At 64.4% G+C, this 23,669-nt stretch carries 19 protein-coding genes; 13 read left to right on the top strand and 6 right to left on the bottom strand.

Annotation, left to right across the window (positions count from 1 at the left end; all coding sequences use genetic code 11):
* Positions 1–2 precede the first annotated feature (2 nt).
* From NKI61_RS18900 to NKI61_RS18880, 5 genes are read left to right on the top strand one after another with little or no spacing between them, the layout of a single operon-like run.
* Entirely contained in the window at positions 3–2,966 is a 2,964-nt protein-coding gene (locus NKI61_RS18900) for a molybdopterin-dependent oxidoreductase (RefSeq protein WP_502899906.1), read from the top strand.
* Positions 2,963–4,504: a 6-hydroxynicotinate reductase gene (locus NKI61_RS18895; protein WP_352840260.1), complete on the top strand. Its 1,542-nt coding sequence runs from the start codon at positions 2,963–2,965 to the stop codon at positions 4,502–4,504. Before NKI61_RS18900 ends, NKI61_RS18895 begins: the two co-directional genes overlap by 4 nt.
* Entirely contained in the window at positions 4,504–5,388 is an 885-nt protein-coding gene (locus NKI61_RS18890; protein WP_023729752.1) for a UPF0280 family protein, read from the top strand. Before NKI61_RS18895 ends, NKI61_RS18890 begins: the two co-directional genes overlap by 1 nt.
* A complete protein-coding gene (locus NKI61_RS18885; RefSeq protein ID WP_023806235.1) occupies positions 5,381–5,965 on the top strand; it encodes an amino acid synthesis family protein in 585 nt (194 codons plus the stop codon). The genes NKI61_RS18890 and NKI61_RS18885 overlap by 8 nt, the downstream gene beginning before the upstream one ends.
* Positions 5,962–6,423, top strand: coding sequence for a MarR family winged helix-turn-helix transcriptional regulator (locus NKI61_RS18880; protein ID WP_023700432.1), 462 nt, complete (start codon positions 5,962–5,964; stop codon positions 6,421–6,423). The genes NKI61_RS18885 and NKI61_RS18880 overlap by 4 nt, the downstream gene beginning before the upstream one ends.
* On the opposite strand, the gene NKI61_RS18875 is transcribed toward NKI61_RS18880, so the two are convergent.
* Together NKI61_RS18875 and NKI61_RS18870 are read right to left on the bottom strand one after the other, a co-directional pair.
* Positions 6,420–7,535: an aminomethyl transferase family protein gene (locus tag NKI61_RS18875; protein ID WP_352840259.1), complete on the bottom strand. Its 1,116-nt coding sequence runs from the start codon at positions 7,533–7,535 to the stop codon at positions 6,420–6,422. The two genes, NKI61_RS18880 and NKI61_RS18875, sit on opposite strands and share 4 nt — an antisense overlap.
* 70 nt (positions 7,536–7,605) lie before the next feature.
* On the bottom strand, positions 7,606–8,376 hold the full coding sequence (locus tag NKI61_RS18870; protein ID WP_023755444.1) for an ABC transporter substrate-binding protein: 771 nt from the start codon (positions 8,374–8,376) through the stop codon (positions 7,606–7,608).
* Between the two features lie 254 nt (positions 8,377–8,630).
* Between NKI61_RS18870 and NKI61_RS18865 the strand changes: the two genes are divergently transcribed.
* Positions 8,631–9,521 (top strand): SGNH/GDSL hydrolase family protein, encoded by an 891-nt coding sequence (locus NKI61_RS18865; protein WP_023689203.1) that lies wholly within the window; start codon positions 8,631–8,633, stop codon positions 9,519–9,521.
* A 22-nt stretch (positions 9,522–9,543) separates the two neighbouring features.
* Here the strand turns inward: NKI61_RS18865 and NKI61_RS18860 are convergent, their stop codons facing one another.
* Positions 9,544–11,226, bottom strand: a complete 1,683-nt coding sequence (locus NKI61_RS18860) for a hydantoinase B/oxoprolinase family protein (RefSeq protein WP_352840258.1) — start codon at positions 11,224–11,226, stop codon at positions 9,544–9,546.
* 1 nt (position 11,227) lies between these two features.
* The gene (locus NKI61_RS18855) at positions 11,228–13,312 is read right to left on the bottom strand and encodes a hydantoinase/oxoprolinase family protein (RefSeq protein ID WP_352840257.1); all 2,085 of its coding nucleotides are present in this window, start codon (positions 13,310–13,312) and stop codon (positions 11,228–11,230) included.
* Between the two features lie 221 nt (positions 13,313–13,533).
* On the opposite strand from NKI61_RS18855, the gene NKI61_RS18850 reads away from it, so the two are divergent.
* The 5 genes from NKI61_RS18850 (at position 13,534) to NKI61_RS18830 (ending at position 20,216) form a co-directional block, all read left to right on the top strand.
* On the top strand, positions 13,534–14,361 hold the full coding sequence (locus tag NKI61_RS18850) for a ferredoxin--NADP reductase (protein WP_023683551.1): 828 nt from the start codon (positions 13,534–13,536) through the stop codon (positions 14,359–14,361).
* A 218-nt stretch (positions 14,362–14,579) separates the two neighbouring features.
* Positions 14,580–15,629: a deoxyribose-phosphate aldolase gene (deoC, locus tag NKI61_RS18845; protein WP_023689207.1), complete on the top strand. Its 1,050-nt coding sequence runs from the start codon at positions 14,580–14,582 to the stop codon at positions 15,627–15,629.
* Positions 15,630–15,854: 225 nt separating this feature from the next.
* On the top strand, positions 15,855–18,227 hold the full coding sequence (locus tag NKI61_RS18840) for an aldehyde dehydrogenase family protein (RefSeq protein ID WP_352840256.1): 2,373 nt from the start codon (positions 15,855–15,857) through the stop codon (positions 18,225–18,227).
* Positions 18,228–18,492: 265 nt separating this feature from the next.
* Complete coding sequence (locus tag NKI61_RS18835; RefSeq protein WP_352840255.1) at positions 18,493–19,224, top strand: SDR family oxidoreductase; 732 nt, start codon at positions 18,493–18,495, stop codon at positions 19,222–19,224.
* A 146-nt stretch (positions 19,225–19,370) separates the two neighbouring features.
* Positions 19,371–20,216, top strand: coding sequence for a fumarylacetoacetate hydrolase family protein (locus NKI61_RS18830; protein ID WP_352840254.1), 846 nt, complete (start codon positions 19,371–19,373; stop codon positions 20,214–20,216).
* A gap of 81 nt (positions 20,217–20,297) precedes the next feature.
* Here NKI61_RS18830 and NKI61_RS18825 read toward each other — a convergent pair whose 3' ends face one another.
* Both NKI61_RS18825 and NKI61_RS18820 read right to left on the bottom strand, forming a co-directional pair.
* On the bottom strand, positions 20,298–21,317 hold the full coding sequence (locus tag NKI61_RS18825) for an LLM class flavin-dependent oxidoreductase (RefSeq protein ID WP_352840253.1): 1,020 nt from the start codon (positions 21,315–21,317) through the stop codon (positions 20,298–20,300).
* Between the two features lie 82 nt (positions 21,318–21,399).
* Positions 21,400–21,597 carry a hypothetical protein gene (locus NKI61_RS18820; protein WP_155923605.1) on the bottom strand — a complete coding sequence of 66 codons (198 nt, stop codon included), beginning with the start codon at positions 21,595–21,597 and terminating at the stop codon, positions 21,400–21,402.
* 60 nt (positions 21,598–21,657) lie between these two features.
* Here NKI61_RS18820 and msuE point away from each other — a divergent pair, with 60 nt between their 5' ends.
* Together msuE and NKI61_RS18810 are read left to right on the top strand one after the other, a co-directional pair.
* Positions 21,658–22,215 carry an FMN reductase gene (gene msuE, locus NKI61_RS18815; RefSeq protein WP_023683545.1) on the top strand — a complete coding sequence of 186 codons (558 nt, stop codon included), beginning with the start codon at positions 21,658–21,660 and terminating at the stop codon, positions 22,213–22,215.
* Positions 22,216–22,270: 55 nt separating this feature from the next.
* A complete protein-coding gene (locus NKI61_RS18810; protein ID WP_352840252.1) occupies positions 22,271–23,647 on the top strand; it encodes an LLM class flavin-dependent oxidoreductase in 1,377 nt (458 codons plus the stop codon).
* The last annotated feature ends 22 nt before the right edge of the window (positions 23,648–23,669 follow it).

Below are 23,669 nucleotides of genomic sequence, written 5' to 3'. Positions count from 1 at the left end.
AGATGATTGAAGCCCTGCCCGACCTCGTGCCGGGCGTCGGCCTCGATCGCGCCGAGATCGCCTTCGCCGTCAATGGCGCCGCCGTCTCGGTCAATGTGCCGCCGCTGCGCCGTCTGTCGCAGGTTTTGCGCGACGAATTGCAGCTGACGGGCACCAAGGTTGGCTGCGATGCCGGCGATTGCGGCGCCTGCACGGTGCTGGTCGACGGCGACGCCGTCTGCGCCTGCCTGATGCCGGCGGCCTCCGCAGCCGGGACGTCCGTAACGACCGTCGAAGGCCTCGCCAATGGCCGGCTCTCGGCTCTGCAGGCGTCCTTCCTGGCGCATGGCGCCGCGCAATGCGGCATCTGCACGCCGGCGCTGCTGGTCGCGGCAACGGCGCTGCTGGATGGCACGCCGAATCCGACCGAGACCGAGGTGCAGGATGCGCTGGGCGGCATCCTCTGCCGTTGCACCGGCTACAGAAAGATCATCGCGGCAGTGATGGATGCGGGACGGTTCGAGACGTCGACCGACGGCGCTGCCCCTCATCCGCCTGCCGGCACCCTCACCCCGTATAGTGACGGGGAGAAGGGAAGTGCTCCAGCGCCGACGCTCCCCTCTCCCCGTTCTTCACGGGGAGAGGGTAAGGGTGAGGGGCAGCGCCAACGTCATTCGTTGGAATTCAACTTTGAACGTAGAATGCCAACCACAGGGAATGCTGTAGGCGCCTCCCCGGTCCGGCTCGACGGCGTGCCAAAAGTCACCGGCGCTGAAAAATTCGGCGGCGATGCCTTTCCCGCCGATGCGCTGGCTGTGCTGGTGGTCCGCTCGCCGCATTATCATGCCGGCTTCGCCTTCGGCGACCTGGAGGGCTGGGTGAAGTCGCATCCCGGCATCGCCGGCGTCTTCACCGCCGCCGACATCCCGGGAAAAAACTGTTTCGGCGTCATCGGTCCGTTTGCCGACCAGCCGGCGCTGGCCGAAGGCTTTGCGCGGCTGCGCGGCGAGGCAGTGGCGCTGGTCGCCGGCGAGCGCGAGGCCATGCTCGATCTCGACCTCCAGGATTTCCCGGTCCGCTGGACCGAGCTGCCGCATTTTCTGCAGCCCGGCGACGCGCAGGCAGAAGGGGCTGCGCTCATCCACGCGAACCGCCCGGCCAATTTGTTGACCAAGGGCTTTGTCGAGCGCGGCGACCCCGAGACGGCGCTTGGCGAGGCTGCTTACACGGTGTCCGGTGCCATCGACACCTCCTATGTCGAGCACGCCTATATCGAGCCGGAAGCCGGCCATGCCTACATGGACGGCGACACGCTGGTCGTCGTCGCCTGCACCCAGGCCCCCTACATGGACCGTGACGAAACGGCAAAGGTGCTCGGTCTTGCCGTCGACAAGGTGCGCATCGTGCCGACCGCGACCGGCGGCGGCTTCGGCTCGAAGCTCGACGTGTCGCTGCAGCCGCTCATCGGGCTTGTGGCACTGAAGACCGGCCGGCCGGCGGCGCTTGCCTACACCCGCACCGAATCCATGATGTCGACCACCAAGCGACATCCGTCGGAGATGAAGGCGACCATCGGCGTAGATGCCGAGGGCCATGTCACCGGCATGGTCTTCACAGGCGATTTCAACACCGGCGCCTATGCCAGCTGGGGCCCGACCGTCGCCAACCGCGTGCCGGTGCATGCCTCCGGTCCCTATGCGACGCCGAACTACCGCGCCGAAGGCCGCGCCATCCACACCCACGGGCCGATCTCCGGCGCCTTCCGTGGCTTCGGCGTGCCGCAGGCGACGATCATGCAGGAGACGCTCTATGATGAGCTCGCCGGCAAGCTTGGCATGGACCGGCTCGATTTTCGGCTGAAGAACTGCCTTCGGAACGGATCCGAAACGGTTACCGGACAGCGACTGGAGTCGGGCGTCGGCATATTCGAGTGCCTCGACTCCTTGCGGCTGCATTGGGCTCGCGCGACGGCCGACGCAGATACATTCAACAATGCCAATACGAGCAAAAAGCGCGGCGTCGGCATCGCGTCCTGCTGGTATGGCTGCGGCAACACCTCGCTGCCCAATCCGTCGACCATAAGGGTCGGTATCTCGCCAGAGGGGGAGGTCATCCTGCATCAGGGCGCCGTCGATATCGGCCAGGGCTCCAACACCGTCATCGCCCAGATCTGCGCCGACGCACTCGGCCTGCCGCTGGAAAAATTCAAGCTGAAGAGCGCCGACACTGCGATCAGCCCCGACGCCGGCAAAACATCGGCATCGCGCCAGACTTTTGTCACCGGCAAGGCGGCCGAGAAGGCCGGCCGCGCCTTGCGCGAAAAAATCCTGCGCTTTGCCAATGTCTCGGAGAACGCTGCCCTGCAATTGGACGGCCCGGCGATCGTCATTCGTGAAGGCGAAGCCACTCGGCGCATCGATCTCGCCGCGCTCGATGTCGATGCGGACAGTTTCGTCTTTCGCGCCGAGGAGACCTACGATCCGCCGACGCTGCCGCTCGATGCCAAGGGCCAGGGCAAGCCTTACGCCGTCTATGGCTATGGCGCGCAGATCGCCGAACTCGAAGTCGATCTCAAGCTCGGCACGGTGAAGCTCTTGAAAATCACCGCCGCGCACGATGTCGGCAAGGCTATCAACCCGCTGCTGGTCGAAGGCCAGATCGAAGGTGGCATCGCGCAAGGCATCGGCATGGCGCTGATGGAGGAATACATCCCCGGTCGCACCGAGAATTTGCACGACTATCTCATCCCGACCATCGGCGATGTGCCTGAGATCGAGCACATATTGATCGAGGTTCCCGATCCGGAGGGACCGTTCGGCGCCAAGGGCCTGGGCGAGCATGTGCTGATCCCGACCGCACCCGCCATCCTCAACGCCATACGCCACGCCACCGGCGTTCTCATCACCAAGGTTCCGGCGACGCCGGCGCGCATCCGCGCCGCCATCCGCGAAAAAGATGGCATCCGCGACAAGGAGGCACGCCGATGAGCGAGCTTGCCGAACGCTTCGAAACCCACGATCCGGGCGAAAAGCTGGTGGCGGAAAAGATCCGCTGCGATGCCTGTCCGGTGATGTGCTACATCGCCGATGGCCGCACCGGCGCCTGCGACCGCTACGGCAATGTCGGTGGCCGCATCGTGCGTATGGACCCGCTGACCATCCTCGACCATGCGGCAGAGAGCGGCGCCGCGGTCGTGCCTTTCACTGCCGAGGGCGAGCAATGGGACGGCGAACTGGTCAACACCGGCCGCCGCTTCGTCACTGCAATCGGCGCCGGCACCACCTATCCCGACTACAAGCCGGCTCCCTTCATCGTCAGCCAGGAGGTCGAGGGGGTCGATCTGGTGACCGTGGTCACCGAAGGCATTTTTTCGTACTGCGGCGTCAAGGTGAAGATCGACACCGACCGCCATCTCGGTCCCGAAACGGCAATCGTGCGCGCGCAAGGCGAGCCGATCGGCCACGTCACGACAGGCGAATACGGCTCGCAGATGCTGTCGCTCGGCGGAGTGCATCATTTGACCGGTGGCTCCAAGGCCGAAGGCCGGGCAACCTGCGACGCGATGCTCAGTCTGTGCAATCGCAAGCCGGTCGAACTGACCATCGATGGCGGCGCCACCATCATCGTCGAAGCCGGCAAACCACCTGTCATCGACGGCAAGCAGGAACACCGTATGCGGGTCGGCTGCGGGTCGGCCACCATCGGCATGTTCGCCACGCAATGGCGCGGCCTTGTCGACGAGGTGGTGGTGGTCGACGACCATATCACCGGCGTCGTCTCCGAGCATCAGGCCGGCAAGGTGCTGGGCTGGCAGGATACCGGCATCAAGATCATCGGCCGCCGTTCGACGCCGGGCCGCTATTTCAAGGTTTCCGAGCCCGGCCTCGGCTGGGGCGGCACCTCGATTTCCGACCCGCTGTCGATCCTCGGCGAATGGAACGCCAAGAAGGGCGCCCGCCCCGGCCTGTCGCTGCTGATGGTGTCGACCACCGGCGAGCAGTTCGCCTATTACGAGCTCGACGACGAGTTGAAGCCGGTGGAAAAACCGTTCCCCGAGCGGCTGCAGAAATCGGTCGGCCTGATCGAGGACAATTGCGAGCCGGCGCTCTGCACCGTGCTGTTCATCGGCGGCGCCGGCGGTTCGCTGCGCGCCGGCGTCACCGAAAACCCGGTCAATCTCACCCGCTCGGTGCAGGGCTTGAATACCTATGTTACCGTTGGCGGCGCGCCGGTCTATGTCTGGCCGGGCGGCGGCATCACGCTGATGGTCGACGTCATGCGCGTGCCGGAAGGCGCCTTCGGCTATGTGCCGACGCCGGCGCTGGTGGCGCCGATCGAATTCACGCTACGCCGCGACGACTATGTCCGGCTGGGCGGCTACGAGGCCGAGATACGCAGCGTCGAGGATATCGTTGCCAGGGGCGGCGAATATCTCAACCCGCGTCGCGGCTCAGGCGCCGAGGCTCAAAACCCATGGCCGCCGCTGGCGCAGTTGCGCCGCGTCGGCTCGAACGGGGCCTCTTGATGCAAGGCCCGCAAGTCCACTGGCTGCAGGACGGCAAGCGGCTGCACCTCAACCACGGGCCGATCGACCTGATCGTCGAGGCCTTTGGTGAGGCGGCTGAGTGTCGTGCCGCCTACGATCAGGCGATCGAGCGCTTCCAGACGATCCTGATCGAGTTGGTCGAGGAGCTTCCCGAATTGCGGCTGCCGGCATTTTTCCTGGCGCCGCGCACCTTCGCCGGCCCGACCGCGCGGCGCATGGAAGCAGCCGTCATGCCGTTGGCGGAATGCTTCATCACGCCGATGGCCGCCGTCGCGGGATCGGTAGCCGACGAAATGCTCTCGGCATTGCTTGCCGGTCGCAAGCTCGACCGGGCCTATGTCAACAATGGCGGCGACAGCGCCCTCCATATCGGCAAGGGCCAGTCGATGAACCTGGCGATCGCCGGCACCGGCAACGGCATGGCCGACCGCCTCACCATTCGCTCGGCGGACGGCGTGCGCGGCGTCGCCACCAGCGGCTGGCGCGGCCGTTCGTTCTCGCTTGGCATTGCCGACGCCGTCACCGTGCTGGCGCACACCGGCGCCGAGGCCGATGCGGCCGCGACACTCATTGCCAACGCCGTCGACCTGCCCGGCAATCCCGCCATCAAGCGCATTCCCGCGCAGGACTTGGCGCCCGACAGCGACCTCGGTGCACGGCTGGTGACACAAGCCGTCGGCATGCTCGCGCGTGGCGATGTGGAGCGGGCGCTGGACAATGGCCTTGCCGTCGCCGAAGATTTTCGCCGGCGCGGCCTGATTGCCGCATCGGCGCTGTTTCTAGGTGGGGAAGCGCGCATCAGTGGTTCCATGGCGCTTGCCGCGCCCAACAAAAATCCAGGGAAGGAAGTTGCCCATGCCTGAGTTTCCGATCCGCAAGATCGCGGTTCTGACCGAAGAGATCTTTCACGATGGCGGGCCGGTCGCTGCTGCGCCGCGCCGCCGCGCCGCAGCCGTGGCCCTGGTGAAGAACCCGTTCGCCGGCCGCTACGTCGAAGAACTGCAGAGCGCCATGGACGATCTGAAGCCGCTCGGCCTGCTGCTCACCGACAAGCTCATTGCCGCATTGGGCGGCGACATCAAGCAGATCGACGCCTACGGCAAGGGCACCATCGTCGGTTCGTCAGGGGAGCTGGAGCACGGCGCGCTGTGGCACGTTCCTGGCGGTTACGCCATGCGCGAGCGGCTGGGCGACGCCAAGGCGATCGTGCCGTCGGCAACCAAGGTCGGCGCCTTCGGCTCGCGGCTCGACGTGCCGCTCGGCCACACCAACGCCGCCTATGTGCGTAGCCATTTCGACGCCATGGAGGTCGGTCTCAGCGACGGGCCGCGCGCCGACGAAATCCTGTTCTGCCTCGCCATGAGCTGCGGCCCCCGCGTGCACGACCGCATGGGCGGCCTGGCGGTCGGCGACATCAAGGCCTGGGACGGCTTGCGATGAGCGGCGGGGACAATCTTCTCAAGCTCGTCGAGGCCGAAGAGCCCGACGAACATGACTACCGCCTGCAGGAGCAGGTCGGCTTCATCCTGCGCAAGGCGCATCAGCGCCATGTCTCGATCTTTGCCGCCCAGATCAGCGACCTGACGCCGCCGCAATTTGCAGCACTCGCCAAACTGCACGATGTCGGCGAGACCTCGCAGAACCAGCTCGGCACGCTGATTGCCATGGACGCGGCGACGGTCAAGGGCGTCATCGACCGACTGAAAGCGCGCGGCCTGGTCGACCTGACCAAGCATGAGGTCGACAAAAGGCGCCTGCTGGTCAGTCTCACGCCCCGGGGACGCGAGGCGATCGAGCGGCTGATCCCGCTGGCCCGCGCCATCACCCAGGAAACGCTGGCGCCGCTGACCGCCAAGGAGGCCGCTACGTTTATGCGGCTGCTGGCGAAACTCGCCTAGGCGCGCAGTCTCGTGCCTTCTGGATCGAAGAACGGCATCGGCGCCACCACCGCGCGTGTCCGCTTGCCGTCAATGTCGATGCTGAGTTCGGTGCCGATGGCGGTGAACGGCAGCCGCAGATGCGCGGTCGCCAGCACCTTGCCCAGCGAATAGCCGTGATCGCTGTAGGTGACGACGCCGGCATCCTCGCCGTCGGCGAAAACCCTGGCATCCGTCGCGGCCGGCTTGTCACCGTCGAGAATCAGCCCGGTCCAGCGTTCGTCGAGCCCCTTGCCGCGAATTGTGAGCAATGCCTCGCGGCCGATGAACTCGCCCTTGTCGAACTTGATCCAGCGATCGAGCCCGACATGGAAGGGCGTACGGCTCTCGTCCATGTCGATGCCATGCGCCGGATAGGCCTTTTCCAGCCCGAGCGTGAACATGGCCAGCACGCCGTATGGCTTCAGGCCGAAATCGCTACCGGTCCGCATCAGCGCGTCCCAGACGGAAGTGGCCTCGTCCGCCGGCACGAACAGTTCGAAGCCGAGCTCGCCGGTCACCCCGGTGCGTGAGATCAGGACTTTGGTCTCGCCGACGCGCCCTGAAGTGAACGCCCAGCGTTTCAACTCATCGAGATCGGCATCCGAAACCAGTGCTTTCAGCAGCTCGCGTGAACGCGGCCCCTGTATCGTCGGAAAGGCGACGGCCGCCGTGATGTCGGTGACATAGGCCTTTCGCGCTTCAGCATGATGCTGCAGCCAGGGCAGCATCTTCAGCCGGTTGACCGAACCGGTCACCAGCATGAAATGCTCCGATCCCAGCCGGAACACGGTGAGGTCGTCCATGATGCCGCCATCGTCGCGGCAGACGGTGGAATAGCGCACCTGGCCGGGGCTCATCGCGGCCGCATCGTTGACGATGATGTGGTTGACCAGCGCCTCCGCTTCCGGCCCCTTGATGTCCATCTTGCCCATGGTGCTGAGATCCTGCACGCCGACATTCTTGCGCGTGTTCAGATGCTCGTCGGCGATGCCGGAATAAGTTTTGGCCGAGACGAAGTCGCCGCCGACCCGGCCCATCGTGGCGCCGAGGCCAACGATGCTGGTGTAGAAAGGGGAGCGCCGCTCAACCAAGAAACTTCTCCGTCATCTCATGAAAACGGCAGCGCCTGATGGCGCTGCCGAGGTAGGAGCGGTGAAGGGGTTAACTTCCGTAGACGTCGAACGAGAAGTATTTGTCGTTGATTTCCTTGTACTTGCCGTTGGCACGCAGGGCGTCGATGGCGGCATTGAACTTGTCGGCCAGTTCCTTGTTGCCCTTTTGCAGGGCGATGCCGACGCCGGGTCCATGAATGGCCGGATCGGCGGTCAGCGTGCCGAGCAATTTGCAGCAGGCGCCATCGGGCTTCTTCAGCCATTCGGTCAGGATGATCGAGCCGTCCATCATCGCGTCGAGCCGGCCATTGGCCATGTCGGTGCGGGCGTCGTCGCCGGTCGGATACGCTTTCACGGTCGAGCCGGAGTATTTCTGCTCGGCGAAATTCTGGTGGATGGTTGCGCTCTGCACGCCCAGCACCTTGCCCTTCAGATCGTCCGGCGATGTGCCGGCGATGGTCGAATCCTTCGGCACGGCGATGGCCGGCGGCGTCTGGTAATATTTGTGGGTGAACTCGACCTTCTCGGCCCGTTCCGGCGTGATGGTGATGTTGATGATGGCGTCGAACTTGCCAGCCTGCAGCGCCGGGATCGAGCCATCGAAATCCTGCACGGAGAATTCGCACTCGGCCTTCATTTCGGCGCACAGTGCCTTGCCGAGGTCGATGTCGAAGCCGCCCAGCGTGCCGTCCGAATTGGCGTAGTTGAAGGGCGGATAGGCGCCCTCGGTGCCGATCCTGAGTTTCTCGGCGGAGGCAGCACCGGTCCCAAGCAGCAGGGCGGCGGAAGCGGCAAGCACGAAACGACCGAAAAGACGCATGTTCCTGATCTCCGTTGACTAAGCAATTCCAGGGAAGGTGTTGGCGGTTTCCCGTCCGGAATTGCGCGAAAACAAGGATAGAAGTCTATGGTGTTTTGCAGGCCCCACGGAGACGGAAACGACATGCTCTGCGGCGATCACGGCGCGGCAAGCCGTCCTTCCCCAGGAATCTTACTGTGATCTAAATTACAGACCGATCATGGACATCGGCGCATGCTCAGCCGGACATAAGCGGTCATGGGAGGGACCTGGGGATGGACCAGCAGGAATTCGTGCAGGAAGCCGCGCAACGGCGCATCGACGACGACATCGCCAAGCGCATCAGGGTTCACCAAGCAAACATCGAGCGGCTCGAAACCGCAAGGGAAAGCGCCGGCAATCTCGAGGCGGCCGTCGCCAACCGGCCGCTGGTGATGCTGGCGCAGGGCGATTCCTGGTTCGACTATCCGCTCACCGGTAACGGCTTTCCGTTCGTCGACACCGACGTGATCGCGCAGCTGCGACGCATCGGCTCGATGCCGCCGACCATCCTCAACCTTGCCCATCATGGCGATGCGGCGACCGACGAGATGTCGCTGCCCAAGCAGCAGCGCATGATCGCCGCCCTGCGCAACAAGGCCAACTGGCTGGACGGCAAGCCCGATGCCATCCTGTTCTCTGCCGGTGGCAACGACATTGCCGGCGACCAGTTCTGCATCTTCCTCGACTTCAATGACGGCCACGCCCCCGGGCTGAACAAGAACCGCTTCACCAAGGCGCTCGGCATGGTCGAGGCCTGCTATCTCGATTTGTTCGCGCTGCGCGACCGCGTCGCGCCAGGCGTGCCGATCTTTGGCCATTGCTATGATTTTCCGATCCCGAACGGAGCGCATCCGTCCTGTGTCGGCCCGTGGCTGAAACCGTCGCTCGATTTCTGCAACTGGACGGTCGCCAAGGGCACGGTCATCGTTCACGACGCGCTGGCGGCGTTCCGCGATGTGGTGAAGCGCCTGGCCGACGATCCCAACAACAATTTCCATCTGGTCGACACGCAGGGAACGTTGAAGGTGGCCGACTGGGCCAACGAACTGCATCCCGATCCCGCCGGCTTCAAGAAGATCGCGCAGAAATTCGCCGATGCGCTGAAGGCCAAGCTGCAGACCTGACGCGGCTCGGGCCTGTCGGCTGTCAGGTTCCGAACAGCTCTTTGGCTTGCTCATCGGTGTAGTAACCAAGCCTGATGTCTTCGGCGACCAGTTTCGGGTCGCGCTCACGCGGATCGCCATAGCCGCCACCCCCGGGCGTGCCGACGCGCACGCGGTCGCCGGCCTTGAGCGCGATGTCCTGCTCCTTGGATAGATGCGGCGGCACATGTGCCTCGCCGTCGCGGAACACGGTCACCGTGTTCACCGCGCCGTCCTTGCCGCCGAGCGCGCCTTGCGGGCCGAAACGGCCATGGTCCATGACGAAGGACGCGCGCGCTTCGCCTCGCAAGATCTCGACCTCATAGGCGAGGCCGAAGCCGCCGCGCTGCTTGCCGGCGCCGCCCGAGCCTTCGCGCAAGGCATAGTGGCGGTAGAGCACAGGAAACGCCTGCTCCATGATCTCGACCGGCGGTGATTTGGAAATGCCGATGGTCGAGCAGCCATTGGTCAGCCCGTCATGGCCTGAATTGCCGCCATAGCCGCCGCCGGAGATCTGATACATCACATAGTCGCGGCCGCGCGCCGGATCGTTGCCGCCCAGCGCGAAATTGCCGCTGGAGCCGGCGGGCGCGGCCGTCACCTTGTCCGGCAGCGCCTGCACCATCGCCGCGAACACCGCCTCGGCGATGCGCTGCGAGACTTCAGCCGCGCAGCCCGAGACCGGCCGCGGGTATTTGGCGTCGAGGAAGGTGCCTTCCGGCCGCTTGACGATCAGGGGCTGGAAGGCGCCGGCGCTGATCGGCACATCAGGAAAAATATGGCGCATGGCGAGATAGACCGACGACAATGTCGTCGCCAGCACGCTGTTCATCGGCCCCGCGCATGGTTTTGACGAGCCGGTAAAATCGAAGGTCAGCGTGTCGCCCTGCTTCTCGACGGCGAGCGCGATGGTCAGCGGTTCGTTGACCACGCCGTCCGAGTCGACAAAGGCCTTCGAACTGTATGTGCCGTCGGGAATGGCGGAGATGTTGGCGCGCATCTGCTCGGCGGCGCGGCGACGCAGTTCGGCGATCGCCCCGACGACAGTTTCGTCGCCGTAACGATCGAGGATTCCATTGAGCCGGTCCTGACCGATCAGCAGTGCTGCGGCCTGCGCTCTTATATCGCCGATGCGCTGGTCGGCGACGCGGATGTTGGAGCAGATGATGGCGTAGATTTCCGTGTCCAGCACGCCCTTCTTGAACAGCTTGACCGGCGGCAGCCGCAGGCCTTCCTGCTCGACGGCTGTGGCGGAAGCGGAGAAGCCGCCCGGCACCGAGCCACCGATATCGGGCCAGTGGCCGGTATTCGATAGCCAGCAAAATATCTTGCCGTCGCGGTAGACCGGCATGGCGAAGCGCACGTCCATCAGATGCGTGCCGCCGAGATAGGGATCGTTGACGATGTAGATGTCGCCGGGTTCCGGCGGCAGGCAGCGGCCGTTGGCGATCATCTCGATCACCGTCCTGGTCGAATACTGCATGACGCCGACGAACACCGGCAGGCCCTGGCTGCCTTGTGCGATCAACGAGCCGTCGACGGCGGAGTAGATGCCGTCGGAGCGGTCATTTGCTTCGGCGATGACAGGCGAGAAGGCAGCGCGGGAGAAAGTAAGATCCATCTCGTCGCAGACCTGCTGCAAGGCTGCCTGCAGGACCGAAAGCGTGATGGCGTCGAGCTTTTGCATCTCAGGCCTCGCCGATATCGATGATGATGTTGCCGTCGGCGTCCGATCTTGCGCGGTCGCCGGGTTCGAGCACGGTGGTGGCGTCCATCTGTTCGAGGATCGCCGGCCCTTCGATGACGGCATCGGGCGGCAACTTTTCGCGTGCGTATATCGGCGTATCGTGCCAGCGCCCTGCGTACCAGACAGGCCTTGTTTCGCGCAGCGCCTCGTCTAGCGTCTTTGTACGTCCGGCCGGGTCGATCAGCCGTGACAGGTCGATCGCCGGCCGCACGCCCGTCACCGACGTGTTGAGGTTGACCAGATTGGCGCGGATCTCCGGCAACTCGACCTTGAAGCGGGCGAAATAGGCTTTTTCGAACAGCGCCTGCAACTCTTGCCTTGTCACCGATGAAGACGGCAGCGCCACGTTGATGATGTGGGTTTGGCCGACGAACTGCATGTCGGCAGAGTGCGTGACGCGGATCGTTTCCGGCTTCACCGCTTCCTTGCCGATCAGTTCCTCGCCTTCCCCGCGGTGACGTTCCAGCACCTCGCGAAGCCTGGCTTCATCGAGCACGGCGACCGGCTGGTTGATGGTGTTGACGAAGTCATGGCGCAGATCGGCCACGACGCAGCCGAGCGCATTGGTGATGCCCGGACGCGCCGGCACCAGCACACGGGGCAGGCCGAGTTCGCGCGCCAGGGCGGAGGCATGCAGCGGCCCGGCGCCACCGAAGGCGAACAGCGCGAAATCGCGCGGATCATGGCCGCGCGACACCGAGACCATGCGGATGGCGCCGGCCATTTTCATGTTGCCGAGCCGCAGGATTGCACCCGCCGCCTCGACGCCGGAGAGGCCGGTGGCCTTGCCTATTCTGTCTTCGAAGATCCCGGTGACCCGCTCGACGGTGACCGGATTTTCGACCGCCAGCAGTTTTTTCGGCGCCAGCCGTCCCAGCACCAGATTGGCATCGGTGATGGTCGGCTCCAAGCCGCCGCGGCCGTAGCAGATCGGACCGGGATTGGCGCCGGCACTTTCCGGGCCGATCTGGATCAGGCCGGCCGCATCAACGCGCGCGATCGAGCCGCCGCCGGCGCCGACCGTATGCACCGCCACCATCGGCACATGGATCGGCATCGCATATTCGATCTCGATCTCGTTGGAGACCGCCGGCTCGGCGTTGCGGATCAGCGCCACATCGGTCGAGGTGCCGCCCATGTCGTAGGTGACGAGGTTTTCAAAGCCGGCGCGCTTGCCCGTATAGGCGGCCGCGATGACACCCGAAGCCGGGCCTGACATCACGGTCTTGGCCGACTCGCGCGTGACGAAGCGGGCCGAGATCATGCCGCCATTGCCGTTCATGATCAGGAAGTCGCGGGCATAGCCCTTGGCAGCCAATTCCTTGCGCAGCCGCTCGACATAACGCTCGAGGATCGGCTGCACCGAGGCGTTCACCGCGGCGGTCACCCCGCGCTCGAATTCGCGGGCTTCCGACAGCAGCGCATGGCCAGTCGTGATGTAGCCGTTCGGCCAAAGCTCGGCGGCGATTTCGGCGGCGCGCCGCTCATGTCCAGGGTTGGCGTAGGAATGCAGGAAATGGATGACGAGGGACTCGCAGCCGGCCCCGATCAGCGTCTTCACGGCGTCGCGCATCTCGGCCTCGTCGAGCGGCGTGCGCACCGCGCCGGATGCTTCGACGCGCTCCGACACTTCGAGCCTGAGATCGCGCGGGATGATCGGAACGAAGCTTCCGGTCATGCCGTAGGGCTGCGGCCGTGTGCGGCGGCCAAGCTCGATCACGTCGCGAAAACCGCGCGTGGTGATCATGCCGGTTTTCGCCAGCCTGCGTTCCAGCACCGCATTGGTGGTGGTGGTCGTGCCATGCACGATGAGGTCGATGCCGTCTATGGCAAAGCCTGTGGCGCCCAGCGCTGAAACCACGCCGAACGCCTGATTGTCGACCGTCGTCGGCGTCTTGGCGATATGCACCTTTCCGCCATCTTTGCCGTCGATCAAAATGAGGTCGGTGAAGGTTCCGCCGACATCGATGCCGGCAACGACGTCGCCCGCGGAATCCGGCTGCTTCACCGAAAAATTCTCTTTCATTGTCGAAACCCGAAATGCCAGGACTATGAATATGCCGCAGTTTGGAATGCTGTTTTAGCGTGGTATCTTGACACAAATATCGTTTGTATACTAATAAATTTGGGACACAAGAGCTTACTGCTTTGGAGTGTGTGAACGGCGCGCCGGGACCTGAAGGGTCTGGGCGCGCAGGAAACGGTTTGGCGCCCGCGTAGTGGCTTGGGCAAGACAGAGTTGGATTGATGAACACCACATCCGCACTCAACACCGCCGGCGCCCGTCCGCTGCAGTTCCCGATTCCGGCCAATGTCTATGCCGAAACCGTCGTCTCGGTGAAGCATTACACCGACCGCCTGTTCTCGTTCCGCATCACCCGCCCGCAGTCGTTGCGCTTCCGCTCCGGCGAGTTCGTCATGATCGGTCTGCCCAATGCCGAAAAGCCGGTGTACCGCGCCTATTCGGTCGCCAGCCCGGCCTGGGACGAGGAGCTGGAATTCTTCTCGATCAAGGTGCCGGATGGTCCGCTGACCTCCGAACTGCAGAAGATCCAGGTCGGCGACACCGTCATCATGCGCCAGAAGTCGACCGGCACGCTGGTTGTCGACGCGCTGACCCCGGCAAAGCGCCTGTTCATGATCTCGACCGGCACCGGCATTGCGCCCTTCGCCAGCCTTCTGCGCGACCCCGATACCTACGAAAAATTCGATCAGGTCATCCTGACCCACACCTGCCGCGACAATGCCGAACTGACCTATGGCCAGGAACTGGTGGCCGCGCTCGAGAACGATCCCCTGATCGGCGAACTGACCGGCGGCCGCGTCACCCTCTACAATTCGACGACCCGCGAAGAATCGGCGCGCATGGGCCGCATCACGGCGCTGATCGGCTCGGGCAAGTTCTACGCCGACCTCGGCATCGAGAAGCTCAATCCGGAGACGGACCGCATCATGATCTGCGGCTCGATGCATATGCTGAAGGACGTCAAGGAAATGGCCGAAAGCCTCGGCTTCCATGAGGGCTCGCTCAGCCATCCCTCGACCTTCGTCGTCGAGCGCGCTTTCGTCGGCTGACATCAGCAGGCGCCTCGGCGCCAGCTTCTCGATTGGAATTTTGACCATGCGGTCAAAATTCAGCTGCTTTCGCCGCCTTTTTCTGCTATGACCGCTTGAAGGACTCGTGAAGCGATGCTTCACGAGCTATCTTCGGTGTGCGTCGCCTAAAGCCGCCATGCGGTCCGGGAGCAACGACACGCACCACGACGTAAAATCGTCGAGCGAAAGGGCAGGAGATGAGCAGCACAATCCGCGAAGCCGATCTCGGCGGGTCCAAGGTCACGCCGCTGCCGGCGCGTGCCGCAGCCAACACGCCCGTTCCGCAATCGCATGGCATCGCCCGCAACACCGGCATGCGGCTCGATCTCGGCTTCATGGAATCGGTGCGCTCGGTCAATCGCTCGGCGCTGGAGCGCCGCGTCGCCAGCCTGACCAAGCGTCGTTCGATCAAGGCCGACAACCAGGCCGCCTGGCTGCTGCGCGCCGTCTCCTGCATGGATTTGACGACGCTGAATTCCAACGACACCGAAGAGCGCGTCCGCCGCCTGTGCGCCAAGGCGATCAACCCGTTCCGCCGCGACATCGTCGAGGGGCTTGGCATCGAGGGCGAAAAAATCCGGCCGGCAGCGGTCTGCGTCTATCATCCCTTCGTCGCGACGGCTGTTGATGCCGTGCGCGGCACCGGCATCCATGTCGCCGCCGTTTCCACCGCTTTCCCGCACGGCCTTGCGCCGCTGTCGACCCGCCTGCAGGAGATCGAGGCTTCGGTGCGCGACGGCGCCGACGAGATCGACGTCGTCATCCCGCGCGGCCTCGTCTTCGGCGCCAAATGGCAGGAGCTCTACAACGAGATCGTCTCGATGCGCGAAGCCTGCGGCGATGCGCATTTGAAGGTCATTCTCGGCACTGGCGACCTCGCCACGCTGCGCAATGTCATGCTAGCCTCGATGGTGGCGATGATGGCCGGCGCCGATTTCATCAAGACCTCGACCGGCAAGGAAAGCGTCAACGCCACGCTGCCCGTCGGCCTTGCCATGGTGCGCGCCATCCGAGCCTATTTCGAGGAGACCGGCTTTCTCATCGGCTTCAAGCCGGCCGGCGGCATCTCTACAGCCAAGGCTTCGCTCGACTGGCTGGTGCTGATGAAGGAGGAGCTCGGCCGGCCATGGCTGGAGCCAGACCTGTTCCGCTTCGGCGCCTCGAGCCTGCTGACCGATATCGAGCGCCAGCTCGAGCACCATCTGACCGGGCATTATTCGGCCAATCACCGCCACGCAATGGCGTGAGGCGGAGAAGGCCTTGAACGTCGAGTTCCTTCGCGCCTCCCTCTGTCCTGCCGGACATCTCCCCCACTTGGGGGGAGATTGGCTAACGTCGGCGATTTCGCCAATTGTCGACGTTTCAGAGCCGACAGGCGCGAAGGCTAATCTCCCTCCTTGTGGGGGAGATGTCCGGCAGGACAGAGGGGGGCGCCACAGAGCGCCTGCCAAGACGATTATCTGGAGCGCGTCATGAACATTCTCGAACGCTATCACGCCATGGAATACGGCCCGGCGCCGGAAGCCCGCACCGAGGCCGATGCCTGGCTTGCCGGACGCGATTTCGGCAAGGCGCTGTTCATCGACGGCGGCTGGAAGGCAGCAGGCGGCGGCAAGACCTTCGAGACCAGCGAACCCTCATCCGGCAAGCTGCTGGCCAAGATCTCCGATGCCGGCGCCGCCGATATCGACGCAGCCGTCGCCGCAGCCACCAAGGCCTTACCGAAATGGTCGGCATCCTCGGGCTACCAGCGCGCAAAAATGCTTTACGCCATTGGCCGCGCGATGCAGCGTCATCAGCGCCTGTTCGCAGTGCTTGAGTCAATCGACAATGGCAAGCCGATCCGCGAAAGCCGCGACATCGACGTGCCGCTGGCCATCCGCCATTTCATCCATCACGCCGGCTGGGCGCAGGCTCTAGACAAGGATTTCCCCGGCCACAAGGGCGTCGGTGTCGTCGGCCAGATCATCCCATGGAATTTCCCGCTGCTGATGTTGGCCTGGAAGATCGCGCCGGCGCTCGCCGCCGGCTGCACGGTGGTGCTGAAGCCGGCCGAGTTCACGCCGCTCACGGCCATCCTGTTCGCCGAGATCTGCGAGCGCGCCGGCGTGCCGAAGGGAGTCGTCAACATCGTCCAGGGTGGACCTGAAGCGGGCGTCGCCATCGTCAACCATCCCGGCGTCCAGAAGATCGCCTTCACCGGCTCCTCGGAAGTCGGCAAGATCATCAGGAAAGCCACGGCCGGATCGGGCAAGAAACTGTCTCTGGAACTCGGCGGCAAGTCGGCCTTCATCGTCTTCGAGGACGCCGATCTCGACAGCGCCGTCGAAGGACTGGTCGACGGCATCTGGTTCAACCAGGGCCAGGTCTGCTGCGCCGGGTCACGGCTTCTGGTGCAGGAAGGCATTGCCGATGCCTTGATCGCCAAGGTCAAGGTCAGGATGAGCCGGCTTCGCGTCGGCAGCCCGCTCGACAAGAACACCGATATCGGCCCGCTGGTCGACGCCACCCAGCTCGACCGCGTCAAGGGCCTGGTCGCAGAAGGCGCCAGACAGGGCGCCGTCTGCTGGCAGCCCGACGCGGTGCTGCCGTCTTCCGGCTACTACCATCTGCCGACACTCGCCACCGGTGTTTCGCCGGCAAATATATTGGCGCAAGAAGAAGTTTTCGGCCCGGTTCTGGCCACCATGACCTTCCGCAACACCGAGGAAGCGATCGAACTCGCCAACAACACGCGCTATGGGCTGGGCGCCTCGGTGTGGAGCGAAAACATCAACCTCGCGCTGCATGTCGCGCCGCAGCTGAAGGCCGGCGTCGTCTGGATCAACGGCACCAACATGTTCGACGCCGCCTGCGGCTTCGGCGGCTATCGCGAAAGCGGCTTTGGCCGCGAGGGCGGGCGCGAGGGCATGTTCGAGTATCTCTCGGCAAAGCTGCCGCTCGGCCCGGTGATCAAGCCGACGGCGTCTTCGGCGCAGCCCGTCGAGCAATCGGATGGCGGCGCCATCGATCGTACCGCAAAGCTGTTCATCGGCGGCAAGCAGGTGCGGCCCGACGGCAATTATTCGCTGGCGATAGCCACTGCCAAGGGCAAGCTCGCCGGCGAAGTCGGTCTCGGCAGCCGCAAGGACATCCGCGACGCCGTTGCCGCCGCCCGCGCCTGCAAGGCCTGGACGGAAGCGACCGCCTACAACCGTTCCCAGGTGCTCTTTTATCTCGCCGAAAACCTGTCCGGCCGCACCGGCGAGTTCGCCGCCCGCCTCACCGAACTGACCGGCGCCAACGCCAAGGCCGCGCGGGAGGAAGTAGAACAGTCCATCGAGCGGCTCTTCCTCTATGCCGGCCTTGCCGACAAGTTCGAGGGCAGGGTGCATCAGCCACCGGCCCGCGCCGTCACGCTGGCGCTGCACGAGCCGGTCGGCGTCGTCGGCATCGTCGCCCCGGACAGCGCGCCGCTGCTCGGCTTCATCTCCCTGACCGCACCTGCGCTTGCCATGGGCAATACCGTGGTGGCCGTGCCGTCGGAAAAATACCCGCTGCTCGCCACCGATCTCTACCAGGTGATCGAATATTCCGACGTTCCGGCCGGCGCCATCAACATCGTCACCGGCCGCACGGCGGAGCTTGCCGGCGTGCTGGCCAAGCATGACGATGTCGACGGGCTCTGGCTGTTCGCCGACGCCGACACTTGCGCCAAGGCGGAGGCCGATTCCGTCGGCAATCTCAAGCGCGTCTGGACCGGCAACGGCCGCAGCCTCGACTGGGCCTCCGACGAGGCCGCCGGCGATGCCCTGTTGCGCCGCGCCGTCGAAGTGAAGAACGTCTGGGTGCCATACGGCGACTAATGCCGCCTGAAACGTGACTCGTTGTCCGGTTGTCATACATGTTGTTGCATCAGAGCAAGCGATGTGTATTACATCGGCCGTCGCGAAGGTGATCGCGTTCGGGCTTGACGCTTGGACATGTGTTCTTTAACCAGAAAAAACATTTGTTATTTAAGGACTGATGGATTGTGCAGGCCGCATAGTCGCGCCTGTCTGGCACGGGACGCCCCAGTCAGCCGGCAGTAAATCGGGCCGAGCAGTGGCCAAAGAGGGCGAGGAGAAACGCATGGCGGATCTAGCAGGCAAGGTCGTTGTCGTCACCGCGGCGGCACAAGGCATCGGCAGAGCGAGCGCATTGGCCTTCGCCAAGGCAGGTGCCATCGTGCACGCCACCGACATCAACGAGGCGCTGCTGGCCGAACTCGCCAAGACCTCCGGCATCAAGACCCGCAAGCTCGACGTTCTCAACGACGATGCGGTGGCATCCGGCTTCGCCGAAATCGGCCGCGTCGACGTGCTGTTCAACTGCGCCGGCTTCGTCCATTCCGGGTCTATCCTCGAGATGAAGGACGCCGATCTCGATTTCGCCTTCAACCTCAATGTCCGCGCCATGATCCGCACCATTCGGGCCGTACTGCCCGGCATGCTGGAGCGCGGCGATGGCTCGATCATCAACATGTCGTCCGTCGCCGGCGCCGGTAAGGGTGTGCCCAACCGTTTCGCCTACGGCGTCACCAAGGCGGCCGTGATCGGCCTGACCAAGGCGGTCGCGGCCGACTATGTCGCCAAGGGCATTCGCTGCAACGCCATCTGCCCCGGCACAGTCGAAAGCCCGTCGCTGCAGGACCGCATGCATGCGCAGGGCGATTACGAGGCGGCCCGCGCGGCCTTCATTGCCCGCCAGCCGATGGGCCGTCTCGGCACGCCCGAGGAAATCGCCGACCTTGCGGTTTATCTGGCCGGCGCCACGTACACCTCAGGGCAGGCCTATAATATCGACGGCGGCTGGTCGATCTGAGCAATAGCCTCGATCCGCAGGTCCAGGCTCGAACAGTTCTAAAGTCCGGCTTGCCCCAGGTCGGGTCCGATAGCCAGAGTCCGCCCAGTCATCGCTTGGCGGAGCGAGTTTTGAAAACGGCCTTGGGCCACAATTTGGAGAGCAAGATGAAACTGCTGCGCTATGGCGAGATAGGGAACGAACGCCCCGGCCTGCTCGATGCGGATGGCACGATCCGCGATCTTTCAGGTCATGTCGCCGACATTGCCGGCAACGCGCTCGATCCGGCGTCGATCGAGACATTGTCCAGGCTCGATCCGAAGTCGCTGCCGGCGGTTTCCGGCAAGCCGCGCCTCGGCGCCTGCGTCGCCGGCACGGGCAAGTTCATCTGCATCGGCCTGAATTATTCCGACCATGCCGCCGAAACCGGCGCCACCGTGCCGCCGGAGCCGATCATCTTCATGAAGGCGAGCTCGGCCATTGTCGGCCCCGACGATGATGTGCTGATCCCGCGCGGCTCGGAAAAGACCGACTGGGAGGTTGAACTCGCCGTGGTCATCGGCAGAAAAGCCAAATATGTCAGCGAGGCCGATGCGCTGGATTATGTCGCCGGCTATGCCGTCGCCCATGACGTGTCCGAGCGCGCCTTCCAGGCCGAGCGCCAGGGCCAGTGGACCAAGGGCAAGAGCTGCGACACGTTTGGTCCGACCGGCCCGTGGCTTGTCACCAAGGACGAGGTTGCCGATCCGCAGAACCTCAAAATGTGGCTGACGGTCAACGGCAAGACGATGCAGAACGGCTCGACCAGGACCATGGTCTACGGCGTCGCCTATCTCGTTTCCTATCTCAGCCAGTTCATGTCGCTGCATCCTGGCGACATCATCTCCACCGGCACCCCGCCCGGCGTCGGTCTCGGCATGAAGCCGCCGGTGTTCCTGAAGCCCGGCGATGTGGTGGAACTGGGCATCGAGGGGCTCGGCCAGCAGAAGCAGACCCTCAAGGCGGATGCCTAGCCGCCTCTTCCCTTAGAGCGTTTCACCGTTTGCCGGCGAAACGGTCTATCTCTTTGTTTGCCCGGCGGCTGGCGCCTCTTGTCAGCGCCAGCCCAGAGCCGGCGCGACGTGCTTCAGGATCGCCTCGATCACGTGGGCGTTGTACTCGACGCCGAGCTGGTTGGGGACGGTCAGAAGCAGCGTGTCGGCCTCGGCGATCGCTTCATCCTCTTTCAGCTGCTTGACCAGCACATCGGGCTCGGCGGCATAGGAGCGGCCGAAGACGGCAAGCTTCTCAGGCTCGATATAGCCGAAATGATCTTCGCTGCTGCCGCCGCCGAAATAAGCGCGGTCGCGGTCGTTCACCAGCGCAAAGATGCTGCGGCTGACCGACACGCGCGGCTCGCGTGTATGGCCGGCCGCCTTCCACGCCGCGCGATAGGCGCGGATCTGTTCGGCCTGCTGGATGTGGAGCGGCTGGCCGCCCTCATCGAACTTCAGCGTCGAACTTTGCAGGTTCATGCCGAGCTTGCCCGCCCATTCGGCGGTCGCGTTGGTAGCGGCGCCCCACCAGATCCGGTCGCGCAGGCCGGCCGAGAATGGCTCGAGCCGCAGCATTCCCGGAGGATTGGGGAACATCGGCCGCGGATTGGGTTGCGCGAAACCTTCGCCGCGCAGCACATTCAGGAAAACCTCGGCATGATTGCGCGCCATGTCGGCATCGCTTTTGCCGTCCTGCGGCACGTAGCCGAAGTAGCGCCAGCCGTCGATCACCTGCTCCGGCGAACCGCGGCTGATGCCAAGCTGCAGCCGGCCACCGGCGATCAGGTCGGCAGCACCCGCATCCTCGGCCATATACAGCGGATTCTCATAGCGCATGTCGATGACGGCGGTGCCGATCTCGATGCGGCTGGTGCGGGCGCCGACCGCGGCCAGAAGCGGAAACGGCGAAGCGAGCTGGCGGGCAAAATGATGGACGCGGAAATAGGCGCCGTCCGCGCCCAGCTCCTCGGCGGCGACGGCCAGGTCGATCGACTGCAGCAGCGCGTCGGACGCCGAGCGCGTCTGCGATTGCAACGAGGGCGACCAATGGCCGAAGGAAAGAAAGCCGATCTTCTTCATGCGCGTATCCTGTTCTTTGATTGCAGTTGCCTACTTCGTCGCCCACGCGATTGGGTTCAATCGACACTGACACAACGCAGTGTCAATGCCGCCGGCCCTTGACGGTTTCGCGACGATACCCATCGGTGCGCAAAGGACCAAGGCCATGGTCCCCGGCGATGCCCTGCGCGACCGCGTCAGCATCTGCCGCGGCGCTTTTGGGGCCAAATGAACCAACCAAAGGCGATGTACCGCAAACTCCATTCGCTTCAGAGCCCGGTTTTGAAATCTTCTCGCTCATTTAATTCTACAAAATCGGTAGGCTTAATGCGGATAGTGCGTTTGCGAGAAGGAGCCTCGGATGTCAAAAAAGCTGGTGGTGGGGTTGTCCGGCAACCTGACCCGTCCGTCCAAGACGAAGGCATTCGTCAGCCACATCGCCGGTGAGGTGGCGAGCCGGGCCGGCTCGGCTTTGAGCGTTTTCGACATCGAGGATCTCGGCCCGTCCTTTGCGCCTGCAAGACAGCTTGGCGATCTCGATCCGGCGGCGCGCGGTATTATCGAGCAGCTGCTCGGCGCCGACGTGCTGGTGGTCGGCTCCCCGACCTTCAAGGGCAGCTACACCGGGCTGTTCAAGCACTTCTTCGACCTGCTCGACCCGTCGTCACTGCGCGGCAAGCCGATCATCCTGGCGGCAACAGGCGGCGGCGAGCGTCATTCGCTTGTCGTCGAACACCAGTTGCGGCCGTTGTTCGGCTTCTTCGAGGCGCAGACCCTGCCGACCGCGATCTACGCCTCGGACAAGGACTTTGCAGATGGCGTGCTGGTGTCAGAGGCAGTCAAGGCGCGAGCCCGGCAGGCGGTCGCCGAGGCATGCCGGGTGGCCGGCGTGCCCTACAGCGTCGTCCTTGCCGCCTGAAACCACGATCCGCGACGCAATATTCCATCCCGCATAGACCAGAAGGACGCCTGCAATGACTCGAGCCAGCAAGTCCGATAGCAGGCCGCGGCAGATCAAGCTAGGCGCTTTCCTGCCCGGCGGCGGGCAGCATATCGCCGCCTGGCGTCATCCCGATGCGCCGGCCGACGGCGCCACCAATTTCGAGTTCCACAAGCAGCTGGCGCTGACCGCCGAGCGCGGCCTGTTCGACGCCTATTTCCTGGCCGACAACCTGACCGTCGGCCTCGGCGCCCGCGAGGGCGGCAACGCCAAGATCGCCGGCTTCGAGCCGGTGACGCTGTTTGCGGCGCTGGCGCCGCTGACGACGCATCTCGGCTTCATCGCAACGGCGTCCACCACCTATGAGGAGCCTTACACGCTGGCGCGCAAATTCGCTTCGCTCGACCTGTTGTCGAACGGCCGCGCCGGCTGGAACGTGGTGACCTCGGCCGGCGACGAAACGGCACGCAATTTCAACCGCGACGTCCAGCCCAGCCATGCCGAGCGCTATGCCAGGGCGCATGAGCATGTCGAGACGGTCAAGGCGCTGTGGGACAGCTGGGAGGATGACGCCTTCATCCGCGACAAGCAGTCGGGCCGTTTCTACGACAAGGACAGATTGCACGACATCGACCACAAGGGCGAGCATTTCAGCGTCAAGGGTCCGCTCAACGTGCCGCGCCCGGTGCAAGGACATCCGGTTGTCGTACAAGCGGGGCAGTCGGAAGACGGCCGTGGGCTTGCCGCGCACTCGGCCGAGGTCATCTTCACGGCCCATCAGAAGCTCGAGACGGCGCAGGAATTCTACCGCGACATCAAGGCGCGCGTGGCTGAAGTCGGCCGCGATCCCGACCAGGTGCTGATCATGCCGGGCGTCGCGCCCTTCGTCGGCCGCACCGAGGACGAGGCCCGCGCCAAATACCAACAGCTCAACGACCTTATCCTGCCCGAGGACGGTGTTGCGCTCCTCAACGGTCTTGCCGGCCAGACGCTCGACATCAGGGGCTATCCGCTCGACGGCCCGTTGCCGCCGAGCAAGGAAACCGAAGGCATGAAGAGCCGCCAGGCGCTGATCCGGCAGATTGCCGACGAGCACAATTTCAGCATCCGCCAGCTTTACCAATGGGTAGCGACGGCGCGCGGCCACTACACCATCGTCGGCAGCGTCAGGCAGGTCGCCGATCAGCTGGAGGAATGGTTCACCAGCGACGCGGCCGACGGCTTCAACATCCTGCCGCCCTGGCTGCCCGGCGCGCTCGACGATTTCGTCGACCTGGTCATTCCCGAGCTGCAGCGGCGCGGCCTGTTCCGCACGGCTTACGAAGGCCGCACGCTGCGCGAGAATCTCGGCCTCAGGCGCCCGGAAAATCCATGGACCGTCGCCCGCTCGACCGTCCTTGCCGCCGAATGACCTTGGCATCGAAGGGGTGAAG

Source organism: Mesorhizobium sp. M0514 (assembly GCF_040321145.1).
Lineage (GTDB): Bacteria > Pseudomonadota > Alphaproteobacteria > Rhizobiales > Rhizobiaceae > Mesorhizobium.
The sequence above is the reverse complement of the archived record's forward strand: the minus strand, read 5'-3'. Positions and strand labels throughout refer to the sequence as shown.